22 protein-coding genes are annotated in these 19,545 nt (G+C 63.5%); 12 read left to right on the top strand and 10 right to left on the bottom strand.

What is annotated here, in order from left to right:
• Positions 1-7: 7 nt before the first annotated feature.
• Positions 8-478 (bottom strand): Lrp/AsnC family transcriptional regulator, encoded by a 471-nt coding sequence (locus tag M728_RS17425; protein ID WP_026622082.1) that lies wholly within the window; start codon positions 476-478, stop codon positions 8-10.
• 212 nt (positions 479-690) lie between these two features.
• Here M728_RS17425 and tatA point away from each other — a divergent pair, with 212 nt between their 5' ends.
• From tatA to ybaK, 4 genes are all read left to right on the top strand, one after another.
• Positions 691-1,860 carry a tyrosine aminotransferase gene (tatA, locus tag M728_RS17420; RefSeq protein ID WP_026622083.1) on the top strand — a complete coding sequence of 390 codons (1,170 nt, stop codon included), beginning with the start codon at positions 691-693 and terminating at the stop codon, positions 1,858-1,860.
• A gap of 13 nt (positions 1,861-1,873) precedes the next feature.
• On the top strand, positions 1,874-2,527 hold the full coding sequence (locus M728_RS17415; RefSeq protein ID WP_034884119.1) for a YitT family protein: 654 nt from the start codon (positions 1,874-1,876) through the stop codon (positions 2,525-2,527).
• 87 nt (positions 2,528-2,614) lie between these two features.
• A complete protein-coding gene (locus M728_RS17410) occupies positions 2,615-2,974 on the top strand; it encodes an ArsC family reductase (RefSeq protein WP_026622085.1) in 360 nt (119 codons plus the stop codon).
• Positions 2,975-2,985: 11 nt separating this feature from the next.
• Complete coding sequence (ybaK, locus tag M728_RS17405; protein ID WP_026622086.1) at positions 2,986-3,459, top strand: Cys-tRNA(Pro) deacylase; 474 nt, start codon at positions 2,986-2,988, stop codon at positions 3,457-3,459.
• 22 nt (positions 3,460-3,481) lie between these two features.
• Here ybaK and M728_RS17400 read toward each other — a convergent pair whose 3' ends face one another.
• On the bottom strand, positions 3,482-3,934 hold the full coding sequence (locus tag M728_RS17400) for a MarR family winged helix-turn-helix transcriptional regulator (protein WP_026622087.1): 453 nt from the start codon (positions 3,932-3,934) through the stop codon (positions 3,482-3,484).
• Between the two features lie 82 nt (positions 3,935-4,016).
• Between M728_RS17400 and M728_RS17395 the strand changes: the two genes are divergently transcribed.
• Together M728_RS17395 and M728_RS17390 are read left to right on the top strand one after the other, a co-directional pair.
• Positions 4,017-4,703, top strand: a complete 687-nt coding sequence (locus M728_RS17395) for a glutathione S-transferase family protein (RefSeq protein WP_026622088.1) — start codon at positions 4,017-4,019, stop codon at positions 4,701-4,703.
• 68 nt (positions 4,704-4,771) lie between these two features.
• Positions 4,772-6,028, top strand: a complete 1,257-nt coding sequence (locus M728_RS17390) for an aminopeptidase (protein WP_026622089.1) — start codon at positions 4,772-4,774, stop codon at positions 6,026-6,028.
• Between the two features lie 55 nt (positions 6,029-6,083).
• Here M728_RS17390 and M728_RS17385 read toward each other — a convergent pair whose 3' ends face one another.
• On the bottom strand, positions 6,084-6,959 hold the full coding sequence (locus M728_RS17385; protein WP_026622090.1) for an EamA family transporter: 876 nt from the start codon (positions 6,957-6,959) through the stop codon (positions 6,084-6,086).
• Positions 6,960-7,092: 133 nt separating this feature from the next.
• Here M728_RS17385 and M728_RS17380 point away from each other — a divergent pair, with 133 nt between their 5' ends.
• On the top strand, positions 7,093-7,590 hold the full coding sequence (locus M728_RS17380) for a MarR family winged helix-turn-helix transcriptional regulator (protein WP_026622091.1): 498 nt from the start codon (positions 7,093-7,095) through the stop codon (positions 7,588-7,590).
• Positions 7,591-7,663: 73 nt separating this feature from the next.
• Here the strand turns inward: M728_RS17380 and M728_RS17375 are convergent, their stop codons facing one another.
• The 3 genes from M728_RS17375 to M728_RS17365 all read right to left on the bottom strand — a co-directional run bounded on the left by M728_RS17375 (position 7,664) and on the right by M728_RS17365 (position 10,706).
• Complete coding sequence (locus tag M728_RS17375) at positions 7,664-8,254, bottom strand: NAD(P)H-dependent oxidoreductase (RefSeq protein WP_026622092.1); 591 nt, start codon at positions 8,252-8,254, stop codon at positions 7,664-7,666.
• 12 nt (positions 8,255-8,266) lie between these two features.
• Positions 8,267-9,847 carry an exodeoxyribonuclease VII large subunit gene (xseA, locus tag M728_RS17370; protein WP_026622093.1) on the bottom strand — a complete coding sequence of 527 codons (1,581 nt, stop codon included), beginning with the start codon at positions 9,845-9,847 and terminating at the stop codon, positions 8,267-8,269.
• Positions 9,848-9,926: 79 nt separating this feature from the next.
• Entirely contained in the window at positions 9,927-10,706 is a 780-nt protein-coding gene (locus M728_RS17365) for a helix-turn-helix domain-containing protein (RefSeq protein WP_026622094.1), read from the bottom strand.
• Between the two features lie 128 nt (positions 10,707-10,834).
• Between M728_RS17365 and M728_RS17360 the strand changes: the two genes are divergently transcribed.
• On the top strand, positions 10,835-11,245 hold the full coding sequence (locus tag M728_RS17360; protein WP_026622095.1) for a hypothetical protein: 411 nt from the start codon (positions 10,835-10,837) through the stop codon (positions 11,243-11,245).
• Between the two features lie 148 nt (positions 11,246-11,393).
• Here the strand turns inward: M728_RS17360 and M728_RS17355 are convergent, their stop codons facing one another.
• On the bottom strand, positions 11,394-12,380 hold the full coding sequence (locus M728_RS17355) for a Gfo/Idh/MocA family protein (RefSeq protein ID WP_026622096.1): 987 nt from the start codon (positions 12,378-12,380) through the stop codon (positions 11,394-11,396).
• A 221-nt stretch (positions 12,381-12,601) separates the two neighbouring features.
• On the opposite strand from M728_RS17355, the gene M728_RS17350 reads away from it, so the two are divergent.
• Entirely contained in the window at positions 12,602-13,582 is a 981-nt protein-coding gene (locus tag M728_RS17350; protein ID WP_026622097.1) for an aldo/keto reductase, read from the top strand.
• A gap of 10 nt (positions 13,583-13,592) precedes the next feature.
• Here the strand turns inward: M728_RS17350 and M728_RS17345 are convergent, their stop codons facing one another.
• Together M728_RS17345 and M728_RS17340 are read right to left on the bottom strand one after the other, a co-directional pair.
• Positions 13,593-14,219 (bottom strand): hypothetical protein, encoded by a 627-nt coding sequence (locus M728_RS17345; protein WP_026622098.1) that lies wholly within the window; start codon positions 14,217-14,219, stop codon positions 13,593-13,595.
• Positions 14,220-14,253: 34 nt separating this feature from the next.
• Complete coding sequence (locus M728_RS17340) at positions 14,254-15,024, bottom strand: SDR family oxidoreductase (RefSeq protein ID WP_026622099.1); 771 nt, start codon at positions 15,022-15,024, stop codon at positions 14,254-14,256.
• Between the two features lie 220 nt (positions 15,025-15,244).
• Between M728_RS17340 and M728_RS17335 the strand changes: the two genes are divergently transcribed.
• From M728_RS17335 to M728_RS17325, 3 genes are all read left to right on the top strand, one after another.
• Entirely contained in the window at positions 15,245-15,736 is a 492-nt protein-coding gene (locus tag M728_RS17335) for a ferritin-like domain-containing protein (protein ID WP_026622100.1), read from the top strand.
• 280 nt (positions 15,737-16,016) lie between these two features.
• Positions 16,017-16,376 carry a nuclear transport factor 2 family protein gene (locus tag M728_RS17330; RefSeq protein WP_026622101.1) on the top strand — a complete coding sequence of 120 codons (360 nt, stop codon included), beginning with the start codon at positions 16,017-16,019 and terminating at the stop codon, positions 16,374-16,376.
• A 94-nt stretch (positions 16,377-16,470) separates the two neighbouring features.
• A complete protein-coding gene (locus M728_RS17325) occupies positions 16,471-16,797 on the top strand; it encodes a VOC family protein (protein ID WP_245269746.1) in 327 nt (108 codons plus the stop codon).
• A 294-nt stretch (positions 16,798-17,091) separates the two neighbouring features.
• On the opposite strand, the gene pheT is transcribed toward M728_RS17325, so the two are convergent.
• Positions 17,092-19,518: a phenylalanine--tRNA ligase subunit beta gene (gene pheT / locus M728_RS17320; protein ID WP_026622103.1), complete on the bottom strand. Its 2,427-nt coding sequence runs from the start codon at positions 19,516-19,518 to the stop codon at positions 17,092-17,094.
• Between the last annotated feature and the right edge of the window lie 27 nt (positions 19,519-19,545).

The following is a 19,545-nucleotide window of genomic DNA, read 5'->3' as shown; positions in this document are numbered from 1 at the left end:
CGGTGTCCTACGGCGCCGCTCCGCCCTGCATTTTCGGGCTGTCGAGAAGGATGGTCGAGCGGAGCGTCTTGATTTCGGCGATCTGCTCGAACTCGCTCCAGAGCAGGCGCTTGTAATCCGCGACGTCGCGGACGGCGATCTTCAGCAGGAAATCGAAATCGCCGGCGACCGTGTGGCACTCGACGACTTCCGGCATGCGCGAGACGAGTTCGATGAAGCGCTGCCCCACCTTGCTGGCGGTGCGCTCCAGCGTCACCTCGACGAAGGCTTGGAAGCCGATCCCCAGCGCCTTCGGATCGACGGCGACGGTCTGGCGGATCACGCCCGCGGAATAGAGGCGCGAGAGTCGCCGCGACAAAGGCGCGGGCGACAGGCCCACCCTTTCCGCCAGTTCGTTGTTGCTCCTCGACGCGTCCTCGATCAGCAGCCTTATGATCCGCCGGTCGATCGCGTCCAGTACCGTGCGTCCGCGTTCCATAGGAATTCTCGGTGATATCAGCAAATATGTTTCGACTTACGGGAAAATAGCGCAAAAACATTCAATTCAATACCGGTATTCCGGCAAACATGCCATCGAATTTGCGCTCGGATCATTTTACAGAGGAGACAAGTGAGCCGCTGATGCGGCTTGCCATTCCGCCGGCAGGAAACGACTATCTTTCGATCTTCACCTCCAAAGGGAATTCCAGCATGTTCGACGCCCTCACTCGCCAACCCGACGATCCGTTGCTGGCCCTGATCGGCCTGTTTCAAAAGGACGAACGCCCCGGCAAGGTGGACCTCGGCGTCGGCGTCTACCGCGACGAAACGGGGCACACGCCGATCTTCCGGGCCGTTAAGGCAGCGGAAAAGCGGCTCCTCGAAACGCAGGACAGCAAGGCCTATGTCGGTCCCGAGGGTGACCTCGTCTTCCTCGACCATCTCTGGAGTCTGGTTGCCGGCGATACGGTCGAGCGGAGCCATGTTGCGGGCGTGCAGACGCCCGGCGGCTCCGGTGCGCTGCGGCTCGCGGCAGACCTCATCGCCCGCATGGGCGGCCGGGGCATCTGGCTGGGGCTTCCGAGCTGGCCGAATCACGCGCCGATCTTCAAGGCGGCCGGACTCAACATCGCGACCTACGACTTCTTCGATATTCCGTCGCAGTCGGTAACCTTCGACAATGTCGTCACTGCTCTGGAAGGCGCAGCACCGGGTGATGCGGTGCTGCTGCATGCGAGCTGCCATAATCCGACCGGCGGCGTGCTCACCGAAGCGCAGTGGATGGAGATCGCGGCGCTCGCGGCACAGCGCAACCTGCTGCCGCTCGTCGACCTCGCCTATCAGGGCTTCGGCCGCGGCCTCGATCAGGACGTCGCCGGCCTCCGGCATCTGATCGGCATCGTACCGGAAGCGCTCGTCGCCGTCTCCTGCTCGAAATCCTTCGGCCTCTATCGCGAGCGCACCGGCGCGATCTTTGCGCTCACCGCTTCGGCCTCTTCGGCAGATACCGTCCGTTCCAATCTCGCGGGCCTCGCCCGCACCAGCTATTCCATGCCGCCGGACCATGGCGCGGCCGTGGTGCGCACCATCCTTGCCGATCCGGAGCTGAGGCGCGATTGGGCGGAGGAGCTGAAGGCGATGCGGCTGCGCATGACCGGCATCCGCCACACGCTTGCGGAAGGGCTCAGGACCCGCTGGCAGAGCCTCGGGGCGATTGCCGGTCAGGAAGGCATGTTCTCCATGCTACCGCTAACCGAAGCGGAGGTGATGCGGCTCAGGACCGAGCACGGCATCTACATGCCGGGCTCCGGCCGTATCAACATCGCCGGGCTGAAGACGGCGGAAGTCGCCAATGTCGTCCCCAAGTTCACCAGCCTCTGAGGTTGACCCGTCCATGACCAGGATCGCCAGCGTCAAGGCCGATCAGCAGAGGAGCGCCGGTGCGACAACGCCGGAGCGGCACAGGCCCTACGAGGATGCACTCGCCATCCTCACCGGCACGCTGGTCATGGCGCTCGGCGTTGTCATCTACGGCAAGGCCATGCTCATTACCGGCAGCACGGCGGGCCTTGCTCTCCTCTTGCAATATGCGACCGGCACCGGCTTCTGGCTCGTCTTCTCGCTCGTCAACCTGCCTTTCTATTTTCTGGCAGTAAAGCGCCTCGGCTGGCCCTTTGCATTGCGCACCTTTCTTGCCGTCAGTCTCGTTTCGCTTTTCTCCCGCCTGACGGCCGGATGGGTGGAGTTTGCGCGGATCGATCCGCTCTATGCGGCGATCGTCGGCGGCGCGCTGATGGGGATGGGCCTGCTCATTCTTTTCCGGCATCGCACCGGTCTCGGCGGCATCAATATCCTCGCGATCTACCTGCAGGAGAAATACGGCATCCGTGCCGGCTATTTCCAGCTTGCCGTCGATCTCGCGATCCTCGCCGCGGCCGCCTTCGTGCTGCCGGCGGCAAACCTCTTGCTTTCGGTCGTCGGAGCCATGGTCGTCAACATGACGCTTGCGATCAATCACAAGCCCGGCCGCTACGCCGGCGTAACCTGAGGATCCGCCTACCGGGCTTTTCTCGGGAACGGCGTCCGGCTATGTCTGCCTCCGCATTTTCGCGAGCTGACGGGAAGACGATTCGGCATGACGGTCACGATATACGGCATCAAGAACTGCGACACGATGAAGAAGGCGCGCGGCTGGCTCGACAGCCGTGGCGCCGCCTATAATTTTCATGATTACAAGGCTGAAGGCATCGACCGCGCGCGTCTGGAGCGCTGGTGCGCCGAACTCGGCTGGGAAACGCTGCTCAATCGCTCCGGCATGACCTTCCGCAACCTGGCCGAGGCCGAGAAGCGGGATCTCACCGAGGAGAAAGCGATAGCGCTGATGCTCAAGCAGCCGTCGATGATCAAGCGCCCGGTGCTGGAGAGGGAGGGCAAGTTGGTCGCCGGTTTCAAGCCGGAGCTCTACGAAGCCGAGTTCGGCGCAAAGGGCGCGTAAGAGGGGAAGTCATGTCCAAGACGACCCGGGCGACGCAGGCGCTCGCAAAGGCCGGCGTAACCTTCACCGTCCACAGCTACGATTACGATCCCGGTGCCGAGCGGGTCGGCCTGCAGGCGGCGGAGGCGCTCGGCGAAGACCCGTCCCGCGTCTTGAAGACGCTGATGGCAGAGGTGGACGGCAAGCCCGTCTGCTGCATCGTGCCTTCCGACCGGGAAGTGAGCATGAAAAAACTCGCCGCCGCCTTCGGTGGCAAGTCGGCGAGCATGATGAAGCCGGGCGATGCCGAGCGGCTGACCGGCTATCACGTCGGCGGCATCAGCGCCTTCGGCCAGAGGAAGCGCGTTCCGACTGCAATCGAAGAGGCAGCGCTCGACGAACCGCTGGTCTACATCAATGGCGGGCAACGGGGCCTGCAGGTACGGCTGGCACCCAAGGACGCGCAAGCCGCGCTGAAGGCGATCGCCGCTCCTCTGATCGCCTGAGTTCCCTATCCGAGAAGACGCGTCAGGCGAGCCGCGAAAGCAGCGCCGCAAGCTCGCTTGCCTCCGCCTCGCTGAGCTTTGCGCCGACATGGCGCGCGATCGACGGCGCGTAAGTCTCCCACATGCGCTCCCGCATCGCGCGGCCAGCCTCGGTGACAACCACCCAACAGCCGCGAGCGTCCTCGTCGAATGCCTCGCGACGCACGAGGTCCTCCTTTTCCAGCCGATCGATCAAACGCGATAGATTATATTGCGCAAGCAGCGTTCGCGCCTCGATCTCGAAGGGGCGCAACCGGCCGTCCTCGGCCTTCACCAGTTCCCAGAGCACGTCGTACCAGATAAGCGGCGGCAGGCCCGCGGCCTTGAAATCCTTCTCGATGGCCGCAAGCGTGCGTTGCTGTGCCCGCATCAAGCCAATCCATGCTCGCGTCACGGCCGCCGTCGGCTCGATGTCTTTCGTCATTTGTTCACTCATAGATGCAATTACATCTATCTTGACGGATTTGGCAAGTCAATATATATGCAATTGCATCTACATTGAACAACGGAGATACCCAATGACCGCGCCACTGACCCTGATCAGCCACCATCTCTGCCCTTACGTCCAGCGCGCCGCGATCGAGCTTCATGAAAAGGGCGTGGCTTTCGAACGTGTCTATATCGACCTCGCCGACAAACCCGACTGGTTCCTGAAGATCTCGCCGCTAGGCAAGGTGCCGCTCTTGCGTATTCCGCAAGACGAGGGCGAAGCCATCCTCTTTGAAAGCAGCGTCATCTGTGAATATCTCGAGGAAACGCAATCGGGACCGAAGCTGCACCCGGCCGATCCGCTGACCCGGGCGCGCCATCGCGGCTGGATGGAATTCGGCTCCTCCATTCTTTCCGACCTTTGGGTCTACGAAACGACGCAGGATCCGGAAATACTCGAAGGCAAGCGCAAAGTGCTCGAGGCGAAGTTCGGGACAGTCGAGGCAGAACTCGGCGGCGGCCCATTTTTCGCGGGTTCCGGCTTCAGCCTGGTCGACGCCGTCTTCGCCCCGATCTTCCGCTATTTCGACGTGTTCGACACGATCTCGGACAGCGGCATATTCGCCGGCACCCCCCGTGTCGCTGCCTGGCGCAAGGCGCTTGCCGAAAGGCCGAGCGTGAGAGCCGCGGTCACCGAGGACTACCCGCAGCGGCTGATGGCGTTCCTCAAGAAGCACGATGCGGCGCTGCTTAAGATGGAAAGGGTGACGGCTTGAAGAGCCTTCTGTTTTCCGCGGAACCGGGCTAAAACCGCCTATCCGCAAGAAGAAGAGCAGGAGCTGTCATGAACGCCCCCCTCCAATCCGCAAAGAACCCGGTCGACCCGGTGAAGCTCGAAAAGCTTGCCGAGGTCGCCGTCAAGGTCGGCCTGCAATTGCAGAAGGGTCAGGACCTGGTGATGACCGCGCCGATTGCGGCGCTGCCGCTCGTGCGCCTCATCACCAAGCATGCCTATATGGCGGGCGCCGGACTGGTGACGACCTTCTATGCCGACGAGGAGGCAACGCTCGCCCGCTACGCCCATGCTCCGGACGAAAGCTTCGACCGCGCCAGCGACTGGCTCTACGAGGGCATGGCCAAGGCCTATACGGGCGGGGCCGCGCGCCTTGCGATCGCCGGCGACAACCCGATGCTGCTCTCGGCCCAGGATCCGGCGAAGGTCGCCCGTGCCAACAAGGCAAATTCCATCGCCTACAAGCCGGCGCTCGAAAAGATCACCAACTTCGACATCAACTGGAACATCGTCTCCTATCCGAACCCGTCCTGGGCGAAGCAGATGTTCCCCGACGATCCGGAAGCGGTCGCCGTCGAGAAACTGGCGAACGCCATCTTCGCCGCCTCGCGCGTCGACGTCGACGACCCGATCGCCGCCTGGAAGGAGCACAATGCCAATCTGCATCGGCGCTCGGGCTGGCTCAACGAGGAACGCTTCGCCGCGCTGCATTTCACCGGGCCGGGCACGGACCTCACGGTTGGGCTGGCGGACGGCCATGAATGGCACGGCGGCGCCTCGGTCGCGAAGAACGGCATCACCTGCAACCCGAATATCCCGACCGAAGAGGTCTTCACCACGCCGCACGCGCTGCGGGTCGAAGGCCATGTGTCGAGCACCAAACCGCTCTCGCACCAGGGCACGCTGATCGACAATATCCAGGTGCGCTTCGAAAGCGGCCGCATCGTCGAGGCCAGGGCCTCGCGTGGCGAAGAGGTGCTGAAAAAGGTGCTCGATACCGACGAGGGCGCTCGGCGGCTCGGCGAAGTGGCGCTGGTGCCGCATTCTTCACCGATCTCGGCAAGCGGCATCCTCTTCTACAACACACTCTTCGACGAGAACGCCTCCAGCCACATCGCGCTTGGCCAGTGCTATTCGGAGTGCTTCCTGAACGGCGCCAGCCTCAGCCAGGAGCAGATCCGCGCGCAGGGCGGCAATTCCAGCCTGATCCACATCGACTGGATGATCGGCTCCGGCGAGGTCGATATCGACGGGCTGCGCCCCGACGGCAGCCGCGTGCCGGTGATGCGCAAGGGTGAATGGGCCTGATTGGATGCCCGGCTCTTGCCGCGGCAGGTTCTGCCGCGGCAATCCATGCCGGCGACTACGCGTGAGCGGGTGCCGCTCGACGCGCCACCTGAGCCTGCTGGCTCATCCAGACGCTTGCGAAGACCACCGCGATCCCGAGCAGTTGCACCGCTGTCAACTGCTGATCGAGCACGCCCCAGCCGAGCAGGATCGCCGTGACGGGGCTCAGAAAGCCGAGTGGCGAGACCTGCGACGGCTCCAGGCGTGAAAGCCCGCGTAGCCAGAGAACGTAGGTGAAGGCGGCGCCGATCAGCCCAAGATATCCAAAACCCATCACATTCGCGGCGGTGAGCGGCGGCAAAGACGGCTCCAGCAGCAGCGCGACCGGCACCAGCAGCAGACCGCCGGCCGTGAGTTGCCAGGCGGTGAAAGTGAGCGCGGAGACCGGCGGCGCCCAATAACGGCTGAGCACTGTGCCGAAGGCCATGGAGACGGCGCCCGCCAGACCCGCGGCAACCCCCACCGGGTCTAGCGATGCCTTCGGTGTCAGCACCAACAGCGCCACGCCTGCCATGCCGGCAATGCCGGCGACAATGCTCAAGGCTCTGATCGGAGAGCCGAGGATGATCCGCGAGAGCATGATCACGATCAGCGGCTGAACGGCACCGACGGTCGCAGCGACACCGCCGGGCAAGCGATAGGCGGACACGAACAGCATCGCCCAGAAGAAGGAGAAGTTGAGCGCACCGAGCACAAAGCTGCGCAGCCACCAGATGCCCTTCGGTATCTGCCGGACGACGACAAGCAGCAGCAGGCCAGCAGGCAGCGCCCTCAGCATCGCCACAGTCAGCGGATAGCCGGGCGGTAGAAATTCCGTCGTGACGAGATAGGTGCTACCCCAGATCGCTGGCGCTATGGCCGTGAGGACGATATCGAACCTTTGTGTCTGCATTTTCTTTAACTCAAGAATCTCTATGTCAAGATAACTGCATCCTAGCGCAATTTATCTTGACGTCAAGATATCGTGGCATTAGAGGCGACAGAAAAGGCGCGGATCAGGTCCGCCTGCCGGGGGATGGCTGGACATGGAAGAGATCGACAAAGACCACGTAGACAAGATTCTGGCACAATGGCGCCGGGAGCGGCCGGAACTTGACGTTTCGGCGATGGGACTTCTCGGGCGTCTGGCGCGGCTGAGAGCCCATGTCTCCCGGGAGCAGGAAAAGGTCTTCGCCGAGCACGGCCTCACATCGGCAAGCTTCGATGTGCTGGCGACGCTCCGCCGCTCCGGCCCGCCCTTTCAGCTTTCGCCCGGCGACTTGCTCGCCGCAACCATGGTCACCTCGGGTACCATGACAAACCGTATCGACCAGCTCGAAAAGGCGGGCCTCGTTGAGCGGCTCAACAATCCCGAAGACCGACGCGGCGTGATCATCGCGCTGACGCCCGAAGGCTTGAAACGCATCGACGCCGCGGCGACCGCCCATGTTGCCAACCAGCAGCGTCTGGTCGCGGGCCTTGCGCCCGGGGATCGGGAAGCCTTGGACGCGCTGCTCAGAAAATTCCTAGCGACGCTCGAATGAGCGAGTAGATGACACCTTTTTGACGATAGCGCGGTCTGCGGGCGAAAACCCGCGCACACTTTTCCTCATGCCCCTAAATCCGGCTCACCAAGGCGCGTACCCGTTCGAGATGGCGCTTTCGTTTATCTTCGGTCGCCCGGTCCATGTCGTGCAGGGCGAGCATGCGGAAATCGAGACCCTTTGCACAAAAGGCCGCGATGCCACGCTTGAGCAGCCGGCGTACCGGATTGCCCATATAGAGATGCACCACCCACCAGGGTGAGCCGGTGCTCGTCAATGCCCAGAAAAGCCTGATATTGCCAAGCCGCGGGATGATGCGCCCGCCCGCCGAATCATGCTCGAAGGCGACACCAGGGGCGAAGACGCGATCGAAGAAGCCTTTGAGGATAGCCGGAAAATTGAACCACCACTGCGGGAAGACGAGTACGAGCCCGTCGGCAGCCTTCAGCCGCGCGATCCAGCCGGAGACTTCGGCGTCGTCGTAGGGCTCGGAGAAATAGCTGCCGCGTTCCGATTCGCTCAGGCGCGGATCGAAGTCCTCGCGATAGAGATCGAGCATGTCGACCGTGTGTCCGCGCCCTTCGAGCGTTTCCTTGGCGACGCGCGCGACGCTTGCCGCGAAGCTTTCCTCGAGCGGATGGGCAAGCACCAAGAGGATACGCATTATGCTCCCCTCTCAGAAAAGGCTGCCCTGCTTCGTCGGCTCCGCCGTCCGTGCCGGCCGTTTCTTCGCTGGTTGCTGCGGTGTACCGCCCTCCCCCGCTGTTGCCGCGACGCGGCCATCTGCGAATTCGAGCGAAAGCGGCATTCCGGGTTGCACGGCGGCCGCCTGCTTCACGGGCTCGCCCGCCGCATCGCGCACCAGCGCGAAGCCTCGCTGCAGGACATTGCGGTAGGAGAGCGACTGCAAGACGCGGTCCTGTGCCGCGAGCGCTCCCTTCAGCCTGCGGAGTTCAGCGGCCATAGCCGCATCGGCGCGCGCTCTCAGACCGGCGACACGGTCGTCTGCGCGGTGAATCTGCCCCACCAGGCGCGAAGGGAAGGCGCGAAGCGATGCGTCGGCGGCCGCAACACGCGACTGGCGCCGATCGAGCTGCCGCTCGACGCACCGTTCGGCACGGTTCATCGCCTCCAGGAGATGTCGCCGGCGGTCGCTGATGCGAGTCCTGATCAGATCCGGCCGGAGATGGGTGGCGATGCGCTCGAAGCTCCGGCGCTTGTTCGCCGTGTTCATCGTGAGCCCACGGCCGAGACCGGTGGCCGCCTCGTCGAAACGCCGCCGTGGCAGCGCCAGCAACTGATCGAGCGAGGGAAGCGCCCGGGCAAGCGAGCGCAGCGCGTGCCGCCGGTTATCCATCTGCCGCGTGGCGGCCCCTTTCAGCCGAGCCGCGAGGTTCGCGACCTGGGATTCGAGATCGGCCTTCACCGGCACCGCCATCTCGGCCGCGCCCGTCGGCGTCGGCGCCCGCTGGTCGGCCGCGTAGTCGATCAACGTCCAGTCCGTCTCATGGCCGACAGCCGAGATCAAGGGGATGGTGGAGGCTGCGGCGGCGCGCACGATGGCCTCGTCGTTGAAGCACCAGAGGTCCTCCAGGCTGCCGCCGCCGCGCGCGACGATCAGTACGTCCGGCCGCGGAATGGCGCCGCCGGCTTCCAGCGCGTTGAAGCCCTGGATCGCCGCCACGATCTCTTCGCACGCGCCATCGCCCTGGACGCGCACCGGCCAGACGATAACATGGATCGGAAAGCGGTCGGCGATCCGGTGCAGGATGTCGCGGATCACCGCGCCCGTCGGCGAGGTGACGACGCCGATGACCTTCGGCATGAAAGGCAGCGGCCGCTTGCGGGCGACATCGAAAAGTCCCTCGGCCGCCAGTTTCCGCTTGCGCTCCTCGATGAGCGCCATCAGCGCGCCGGCGCCCGCCGGCTCCAGCGACTCGATGACGATCTGATACTTGGACGAGCCCGGGAAGGTCGTGACCTTGCCGGTCGCGATGACTTCCATACCCTCCTCGGGTCGGAACCTCAGCCGCTGGAACGTGCTCTTCCAGATGACCGCCTCGATGCGGGCACGATCGTCCTTCAGCGCAAAATAGGCATGGCCTGAGGAATGTGGCCCGCGATAGCCGGAAATCTCGCCCCGTACCCGGACATGCTCGAAGTTCTGCTCGATCGTACGCCTGATCGAGCCGGAAAGCTCCGACACCGAATATTCGGCGACATTGGAGGCAGAATCGGAATCGAAGAGTGAATTCATGGACCCTTTGTAACCGACCGCGGCGGGAATATCAGTAGCAAGAGGCGCCTTTCTACCGTTTTTCTGGCGAGTTGCCGCCTTATGCCGTCTGCTCGAAGAAGCGCCGGGTGGCTTCGTCAGCCGGAAAGAAGGATTCGATCAGCACGCCTTCAACCAGCGCATCCTGTGTCGAGCCGAAGGTCGAAAGCGTGGTGATGAAGCGGAGCTCCGTTTCGCCCAGCCTGAGTTCGATCGGCAAGACCGGCAGCCGGTCGGTCCGAGGGTGGTTTTCCAGCGCCCGGACGACACCCGGATCGCGGACGAGCCCATCGAGCCGCCGCTGCAAAGGGCTGCGCGGCCCCTGGAGCCAAGCCTCCATGCGGACCCGCTGTACCAGATCGGCCGCTGCCGCCTCCCAGTTGAGGACCAGCGTTCGGACGGGCTGGGCAGCGAGGAAGCCGTCGAGGAAGTTCTCGCCGGGCCTGAACGGAACATCGGTCGACTCGACGAGCGCGGCGAAGGCGGGATTGGTCAGAAGCACCGTGTATTGATGATCGAAGACGAGGCCAGGATAGGGGTCGTGGCGGTCGAGCATCAGCCGAATCGCAGCGGCGACTGCCGGTGGCATCGCCGCCAGGCCCGAGGCCGGGCGCGTTGTCATGCGCGGCCGGTAGCCGGCGGCAGAGAAGAGCGTGCCCTGGTCGCGCGCGGGAATGTCGAGGACCGAGGCGAGCCGCAGGATCATGCCCTCGGTCGGCCGGGAGCGGCCGGTTTCGAGGAAAGAAAGATGGCGTGCGGAAATGCCTGCCGCGGTCGCAAGATCGAGCTGGCTCATGCGGCGATGTCCGCGCCATTCCTTCAAGTGGCTGCCGAATTCCATTGATGCGGTTCTCCGTTTGCCTGCCCAGATTGGCCGGGCCGGCACGCAAAATCCATTACCTCGGAGGTAATTGGTTTGATGATCGCGAGAGGTCAGCATCTCTCCATCGACAACCGAAGGAGACAGACATGTTCGACCTTTCCAGCCGCTCGCTTCTCAACAAGACGTTCATTGCCGACGGCATTTCCTCGCTGATCGCCGGCACCGTTCTGATCGTCGACGCGTATCCGCTCGCTAGACTCGTCAGCACCGCAGTTCCCTCCGCCGTCATGACGGCGCTCGGCACGGGGCTCTTGCTCTGGGGCGCGTTCCACCTTGCCTCCGCCAGAAAGAACGGGCCGAATGCTCTCGCGGCGAGGATCAGCATCGCTGGCGACATTCTCTGGCAGGCGGCGAGTCTGGCCCTCCTGGCGGTCGCCTATCCTTGGCTCACTCCGATCGGAGCCGGCTTGGTCATCGTCGGAATCGTCGGTGTCGCCGACTTTCTCTTCTTCAAGATGCGCGGCGCCTCTCAAGCGCGATTGTTCCGCGCCGCCTAGATCACGATGATTTTAGATCGGACCGACCTAACATGATCGATTCTAATAAGTTAGCGCGGGTTGCGGGCGGAAACCGCGGACACTTCACCTCATCCCGCGCTAAGAGCGCCGTGGCCCGCCGATTGGCGGGCCACATTACTAGCCGGCTTCAGATCGTTTCCCAGCCGTCCTTCTCACTGGCACGATAGATCGCGTCGATGAATTTCTGGTTGAGACGCGAGCTTTCCAGCGTCACCACTTCTTCGGGCTCGCCGTTGGCCGCCCGCGCGAATGCTTCGGCCTCGAGCTTGTATTGGCGCGCATCCTGGAAGCGGAAGAGCTGCGACTGGGCGTGGCTCTGATTGGTGAGTTCGACCTCCTCGCGGCCGTAGCGATCGGCGTTGAAGGGGGATTTCACCTCGATGTAGCCCTTGTCGCCGTGGAAGACCATGACTTGGCGGGCGGCAAGCTGCGTCGAGATGTAGAAGCTCAATTCGAAATCGCCGAAATCGGCGCGCACGCTCGAATAGATGTCTGTTCCGAATTCCGGATCGCGTTCGGTACTGGCCTGCACGCGCAGCGGTTCCCTGCCGGTCGAGAAACGCGTGGTGATCGCCGGGTAGACGCCGATATCCGGCAGGCCGCCGCCCCCGAGCGACGGGATGTTGCGCATGTTCCCCGCATCACGGTTGTAATAGGTGAAGGCACCCTGCACATGCCGCAGCCGGCCGATGGCACCGTCGTCGATGAGCGAGCGCACCTTCCGCCACACGGGACTGTAGGTCACCATGTACGCTTCCGAAATCAGTACCCTGTTGCGATCGCGCGCCGCGATCACGGCGTCGATCTCTTCCGCTTTCAAGGCGAGCGGCTTCTCGCAAAGAACGTGCTTGCCGACATCGGCCGCCTTGATTGCCCATTCCACATGCTGCGACGTCGGCAGCGGAATATAGACAGCATCGATCGCATTCGAGGCCAGCATCTCCTCATACGAGCCGAAGGCATGCGGCACCGAGAAGCGGTCGGCCATGGCCCTCGCCTTAGCCTGGTCGCGGCTGGCAATCGCCGTCACGACACAATTCTCCGCATCCTGTATGGCAGGCACGACGAGCTCGCGGCCGATCTTGGCCGTCGACAGAATTCCGAAACGCAGCATGGGGCAGACTCCTTCTGAAGCGGGCGAAGGCCGGCAGCCGTTCTCCTCTCCCGCATCTCGCTTTGCGAGCCGACACTATCGCTGAGGTACGTGCCTAGCAAGCCGGAGCCGGCCAAGAAAAAAGGCGCCGGCAGGTGTCATCGGCGTAGAGCTGGCCTATGTTCTTGCGGCAATCCTCCCGATCGCAGCTTGTTTTCATCCAACCCAAGTGGAGCGAAACCATGGAAATGCGCAGACTTGGCCGTACCGGTCTTTCGATCGCCCCGCTCGTCTTCGGCGGCAATGTCTTCGGCTGGACGGCGGACGAGAAAACATCCTTCGCCCTGCTCGACGCTTTTTTCGATGCCGGCTTCAATGCCGTCGACACGGCGGATGTTTATTCCTCCTGGGCACCGGGAAACAAAGGCGGCGAATCGGAAACGATCATCGGCAAATGGCTGAAGCAATCCGGGCGCCCGCGCGACAGCGCGGTCATCGTCACCAAGGTAGGGTCGGAGCTCGGACCGGATCGCAAGGGCCTCTCGCGCCGCTGGATTCTTGAAGCGGTGGAGGATTCGCTCAAGCGCCTGCAGGCCGACTATATCGACCTCTATCTCTCGCATTGGCCGGACCCCGACACTCCTTACGAGGAGACGCTCGCCGCTTACGAGACGCTTCTTTCGCAAGGCAAGGTGCGGGCGATCGGTGCCTCGAATTTCGATGCACGGCAACTCCGTGACGCTCTCGATGTCGCCGCGGCGAAAGGACTGCCGCGCTACGATGTGCTGCAGCCCGAATACAATCTCTACGACCGGGCATCCTACGACGGTGCCCTGCGCAACCTCTGCATCGCCGAGGAGATCGGCGTCATTACCTATTTCAGTCTTGCGCGAGGGTTTCTTTCCGGCAAGTACCGCTCGCACAAGGATCTGGAGGGCTCGGCCCGCGGCGGCGGGGTCGAGAAATATCTCGACGGGCACGGCATGCGCATCCTCGGCGTGCTCGACGAAATCGCCGAGGAGACCGGCGCGAAACAGGCGGAGATCGCGCTTGCCTGGATAATCGCCCGCGAGGGCGTCACCGCGCCGATCGCCAGCGCCACCAATCTCGACCAGCTGGTGAGCCTCGTGAAATCGGCGGAATTGAAGCTGTCGGAGGACGCGATAAGGCGGCTGAACGAGGTGAGCGAGGAGAAAGAGGTCCTCTCCAACTTCTCCACGTAAGAAGAGACCCCTACGACCCCTCCACCCTCACGAGCGGCGGAAACCCCGGATAAAGATGCGCGTGGCTGCCTTGATTGGCCATGCCCGGTTTCGTAAGCAGCCCGCGCGGCTCGGCGTAGCTCATGATCGTTCGCCGCGGGCGCTCGTGCCACTGGATGTTGAAGGCCCAGAGCTTCGGGAAAAAGCAGAGGGACGCATAGGGAAGATGGTCGTGAATCCACCAGGCGAGGCTCTGCCAGCCGCCGTCCTCGCGCTCCCGGTCCCAGACCCAGGGGATGACGATGCAGGCGGTCGCCCCCATGCAGCCGTCCGCGTCGCGCATGTCCCAGATATGATCGGCCGCCGTCGCCGCATTGATCGAGCAATTGAGCTTGTTGGCGTTTCCGAAGGCGTTGACGGCGCGGTTGCGATAGGCGGAGCGGATGTGCAGCCGGCCGAAGGTCGCCTCAAGCGGCTCCAAGAGTTCCTCGCAGAGCCTTCGGCCGGCTTCTATCGCAAGATCCGGATCGTCCGGAATGTTCGGAATCCGGTAGAAATCGGCAATCTCGGAATGCAGGAAATCGCGCAGGAAGAAGTTCTTCGACAGGCGCACGCGCCCGAGGTCCTCGAGCGATTTCATCGATCCGGGTCTCTTCATCCTTGTCCCCTTCGTTCCCTCCCCCTCTCGGCGATCATGTCCTCATCACCGAGACGCCGCCATCGACCAGCAATGCGGCGCCGGTGACGAAACTAGCACCGTCGGAGGCGAGATAAAGCGCGGCTTCGGCGATTTCCTCCGGCCGCGCCATACGCTTCAGAGCGTGCAGGCCTTCGACGAAGGCCCGCGTTTCCGGCGCAGCGCCCGGCAGATTCGCGACATTGGAAGGCGTGTCGGTGCCGCCCGGCAGCAGCGCGTTCGCGCGAACGCGCAAGGCCCCGAGTTCGACGGCGAGCGACTGCACCAGACCGATCAGTCCCGCCTTGCTTGCTGCATAGGCCGCGGTGCCGGGGAAACCGGCCGTATGACCAACGAAGCTCGAGGTGAAGACGAGCGAGCCGCCGCCGCGCGCAACGATAGCCGGAGCCTGGTATTTTGCCGCGAGGAAGGCGCCGGTCAGATTGGTTTCGAGCGTCTCCCGCCAGCCATCGAGGGTGAGCGACGAAACCTCGCCCATGGCGCCGAGCGATCCGGCATTGTTGAAGGCTATGTCGAGACCGCCGAAGCGCTCGACCGCCAGGTCGACCAATGCCTTATGCAAGGCTTCGTCGCGCACGTCGCCGGCCAGCATTGCTGCTTCGCCGCCTGCGCCGGCGATTTCGGAAGCAAGCTCCGCCAGCGCGTCCTCGCGTCGAGCGGTCAGGACGACTTTCGCCCTCTCGCGCGCGAAGAGCCGTGCGGCGGAACGGCCGATTCCGGAGCTTGCTCCGGTGATGATCGCGATCTTTCCTTCAAGTCTCGCCATGATGTTCCTCCGGTCGTTTCGTCGATGGCCGGAGCATTGCCGATGCGGCAGATCGCGGCCACCCGTTTTCCACGGCGGCGGAATCTTCGGCCTTTTCACGACCGAGCGACCGAAAACGATCCGCGCTCTGCGCTTTTTGCAGTCGCGAGGAACAAATGGCCCCGTCTGATGTTGATTGCGGGTCGATGGCAACACGAAGCAGACGAGGAAGGAAACCACAATGGCCAAGGAAAGAACGTTAGACGACCTGTTCTACGAGACGCTCAGGGACATCTACTACGCCGAGCGGAAAATCCTGAAAGCTTTGCCCAAGATGGCGCGTGGCGCCCAGGCTCCGGAGCTCAAGGCCGCCTTCGAGAAGCATAGGGAGCAGACGGAAACCCATGTCGAGCGGCTGCAGCAGGTCTTCGACATGATCGGCAAGCGCGCGCAAGGCAAGACCTGCGAGGCGATCGAAGGGATCATCGCCGAGGGCGAAGATATCATGGACGAGTTCAAGGGCACGCCGGCCTTGGACGCTGGTCTCATCTCCGCAGCGCAGGCGGTGGAGCACTATGAAATATCGCGCTACGGCACCCTGAAGACCTGGGCCAAGACCATCGGGCTGAAGGATGCAGTCTCGCTTCTCGACGCGACGCTGAAGGAAGAAATCATCACCGACGAAGATCTGACGAAACTCGCGATGGCACAAGCGAACAAGAAAGCCGCATGATCCCCATGGCGGCCGGCTCTGCCGGCCGCCATCAGCCTTCGCTCACGGTGGTGGTCTGATCGAATCGACCCGAAGTCGCCGTGATCTGTTTCCCAAGACTTCAACGGGATGCACACGGGGACCGATCCGCCGGCAAGACCCCTCCGCCCAGACAGGCGTCGGCGTCGCAATTCTGCTGCGATGCCCTACCTATGATCGCGTGCGCCGCGATCACCGCCGGAGCGGCATCGGAGCGGCAAAGCATGCCCGCATCCCAGTCGATAGAAACGGAGGATCACGAATGTCCGAAGAGCAGGCGATCAGCGCGGTTGTCCATCTCTATGTCGACGGCATGGCCTTTGCCAACGAAGGGGCGTTACGCAAGGTCTTCCACCCCAACGCATCGATCGTCGGCAATACCGAGGGTGCGATAGAGTGGTTGACACGCGACGCCTTCATCGCCGCCGTCGCGAGGGAAGGATCGGCGCCGCCCGGGACGCAGCCGCTGATGGAGATCGAGACGATCCACATCACCGACGACGCGGCGAGCGTGAAGGTGATCGATGAATTCGCCGGCGCACGCTACACGGACTATCTGTCGCTCTTGAAGGTCGACGGGCGCTGGCTGATCATCAACAAGGTCTGGCATCGGCATGCATAGGGAATCCTCTGGTCCCTCAAAAACACGGAACGACAGTGTCGTGCCGCCGACTGCAGCCGGCAGGATCATCGCGATCGACCATGTGCAATTGGCGATGCCGGAGGGCGGCGAGACCGAGGCGGGCCGATTCTATGCCGATCTTCTCGGCATTCCAGAAGCCGCTAAGCCGGCTAACCTTGCTGCGCGCGGCGGCTGCTGGTTCGAGGGCCCCGGTCTCAAGGTCCACCTGGGTATCGAGAAAGACTTCTCGCCCGCGCGCAAGGCGCATCCGGCCTTCATCGTGGACGATCTTTTTGCGCTCATCGCACGGCTGCAGGCGGCCGGATTTGAAGTGATTGAGGACGAGCCGCTTGCGGGATTGGCGCGCCGTTATGTCAGTGATCCGTTCGGCAATAGGATCGAGCTGATGCAGCCGCTGTAGTGCTGAAGTCGCCGTAGCGGCGAAAGCCCCGGACTTTTTGCCTCTCACCCTACAGCGCCGTGCGTCTTTTCAGACGCACAAAGGACGCTGTAGCACTTTGACTTGCTGCATGTTTTTGTCCTTAAATCGGGTACGATTTAAGGACAAAAACATGCAGTAACCCTCTCCCCGCGCGGGGAGAGGGAGCTTGAGAGGCCGCCGCGAGTCTCCTTCGGCCCGTTTGCGGGGGAGAAGGTGGCCGGCAGGCCGGATGAGGGCAAACGCGGTGCAGAACCGCGGCGGCCTTCTCCATTATCAGGCGCGCAATACGCCGCCGGTGCTTTTCGCCACATTCGAGACGATGCGCGAGGTCAGTGCCTCGAAATCCTCGTCGGTCAGCGTGCGCTCGACCGGCTGGATCGTCACCTCGATCGCGACCGACTTCTTGCCCTCGCCGAGGGACGCGCCCTCGAAGACGTCGAAGACGTTCACAGCCGTCACCAGTTTTCGGTCGGCGCCGGACGCGGCCCGGACGATCGAGGCCGCTTCCACCGTCCTGTCGACGACGAAGGCGAAGTCGCGCTTGACCGCCTGGAAGGGCGAAAGCTCCAGCGCCGGCTTGGTGCGCGTCACTTTCTTCTTCGGCTCCGGCATAGCGTCGATGTAGATCTCGAAGCCGCAAAGCGGGCCTGAGACATCGAGCGCATCCAGAGTCTTCGGGTGGAACTCGCCAAAGGCGCCGAGCACAATCTTCGGGCCGAGCTTTATCGTCGCCGAGCGGCCGGGATGATACCAGGCCGGACCGCCCGCTTCGAACTGGACATTGGCCATCGGCACGCCGCAGGCCTCGAGCACGGCAATCGCATCGGCCTTCGCGTCGAAGACGTCGACTGGCTTGCCGCCGCCCTTCACGGCATTCGACCAGAGCCGGCCGGCGCCGTTAAGCGAGGCGGTGCCACGGCGCACGCCCCCGGCGACGCGCCGCTGCGCCTCCGGCGTATCGCCCTCATAGGTGCCGGAGACCTCGAAGATCGCCACGTCGCCATAGCCCTTGTCGGCATTGCGCTGCGCGGCGGTGAGAAGTCCGGGCAGCAGCGACGGCCGCATGTCGGACATGTCGGCGGCGATCGGATTGGCGAGCTTCAGCGCCGGCTGTCCGCCGCCGAAGAGCTTCGCCTGCTCCTCAGAGATGAAAGACCAGGTGACAGCCTCGAGCATGCCGCGGCTTGCAAGCGCGCGCTTGGCCTGGCGCGTGCGGATCTGCAGCGTCGTCAGGATCTTGCCGTTGACGGCATTGTGGCTCGGAAGCGGCTGAGCGTGGATGTTGTCGACGCCGTGGATGCGCATGACCTCCTCGACCAGATCCGCCTTGCCGTCGATGTCCGGCCGCCAGGAGGGCACGGTCACCTTCAGGCGCTCGCCGGAGCCCTCGATGCCGAAGCCGAGCTTCTTGAGGATCGAGGCGCTCTCCTCTGACGAGACTTCGAGGCCGGTAAGGCGCTTCACCTCCGAGACCGGGAAGTCGACGATCTTCGGCGTGTTGCCCTCATAGCCGACGACGTGCAGCTTCGCAGCCGTACCGCCGCAGAGCTCAATCACCAGCTCGGTCGCTCGTTCGATGCCCGGCACCATGTATTCCGGATCGGCGCCGCGCTCGAAGCGATAGCGCGCATCGGTGATGATCCCGAGCGTGCGGCCGGTCTTGGCGATATTCATCGGGTCCCAGAGCGCCGATTCGATCAGCACGTCGGTGGTCGCCTCGTCGCAGCCGGAATGCTCGCCGCCCATGATACCGCCGATCGATTCGACGCCGCCCTCGTCGGCGATCACCACGTTTGCCGGCGACAGCGTATATTCGCGCGTATCGAGCGCCAGCACCTTCTCGCCCTCCTTGGCGCGGCGGACCGTCAGGTTGCCGGTGACCTTCGCCGCGTCGAAGACGTGCAGCGGACGGCCCTGGTCGAAGGTCAGATAGTTGGTGATATCGACCAGTGCGTTGATGGGTCTGAGCCCGATCGCGGTCAGCCGCCGGCGCATCCATGCCGGGCTCGGGCCGTTCTTGACGCCGCGCACGAGGCGAAGCGCGAAGCCGGGGCAGAGATGCCTGTCCTCGCCGAGGTCGAGGCGGACCTTGACCGGCGTTTCGCCGTCGACCGGGAAGGACGGCGCCGGCCGCGTCTTCAACGTGCCGAGGCCGGAAGCGGCGAGGTCGCGGGCAATGCCGTGGATGCTGGTGCAATCCGGCCGGTTCGGCGTCAGATTGATTTCGACGACCGGATCATCGAGGCCCGCATAGGCCGCGTAGCTGGTCCCTACCGGAGCGTCCTCAGGCAGGTCGATGATGCCGATGTGGTCGTCGGAAATCTCCAGCTCCTTCTCGGAGCACATCATGCCGCGGCTTTCGACGCCGCGAATAGTGCCGACAGAGAGCGTCACGTCGATGCCGGGTATATGGGTCCCGGGCGCAGCAAAGGCACCGACGAGGCCCTTGCGCGCATTCGGCGCGCCGCAGACGACCTGCACCGGAGCGCCCGAGCCCGTATCGACCATCAGCACCTTCAGCTTGTCGGCGTTCGGGTGCTGTTCGGCGGAAATGACCTTGGCGATGACGAAGGGCTTGAAGGCGGCCTTGTCGTCGACGTCCTCGACCTCCAGCCCGATCATCGTCAGGCGCGCGCAGATTTCCTCGAGCGAGGCGTCGGTTTCCAGATGGTCCTTCAGCCAGGAAAGCGTGAACTTCATGATTTCACCTGTGTTCTAAAAATCTCA

This window comes from Ensifer sp. WSM1721, assembly GCF_000513895.2.
Classification (GTDB): Bacteria; Pseudomonadota; Alphaproteobacteria; order Rhizobiales; family Rhizobiaceae; genus Sinorhizobium.
The sequence above is the reverse complement of the archived record's forward strand: the minus strand, read 5'-3'. Positions and strand labels throughout refer to the sequence as shown.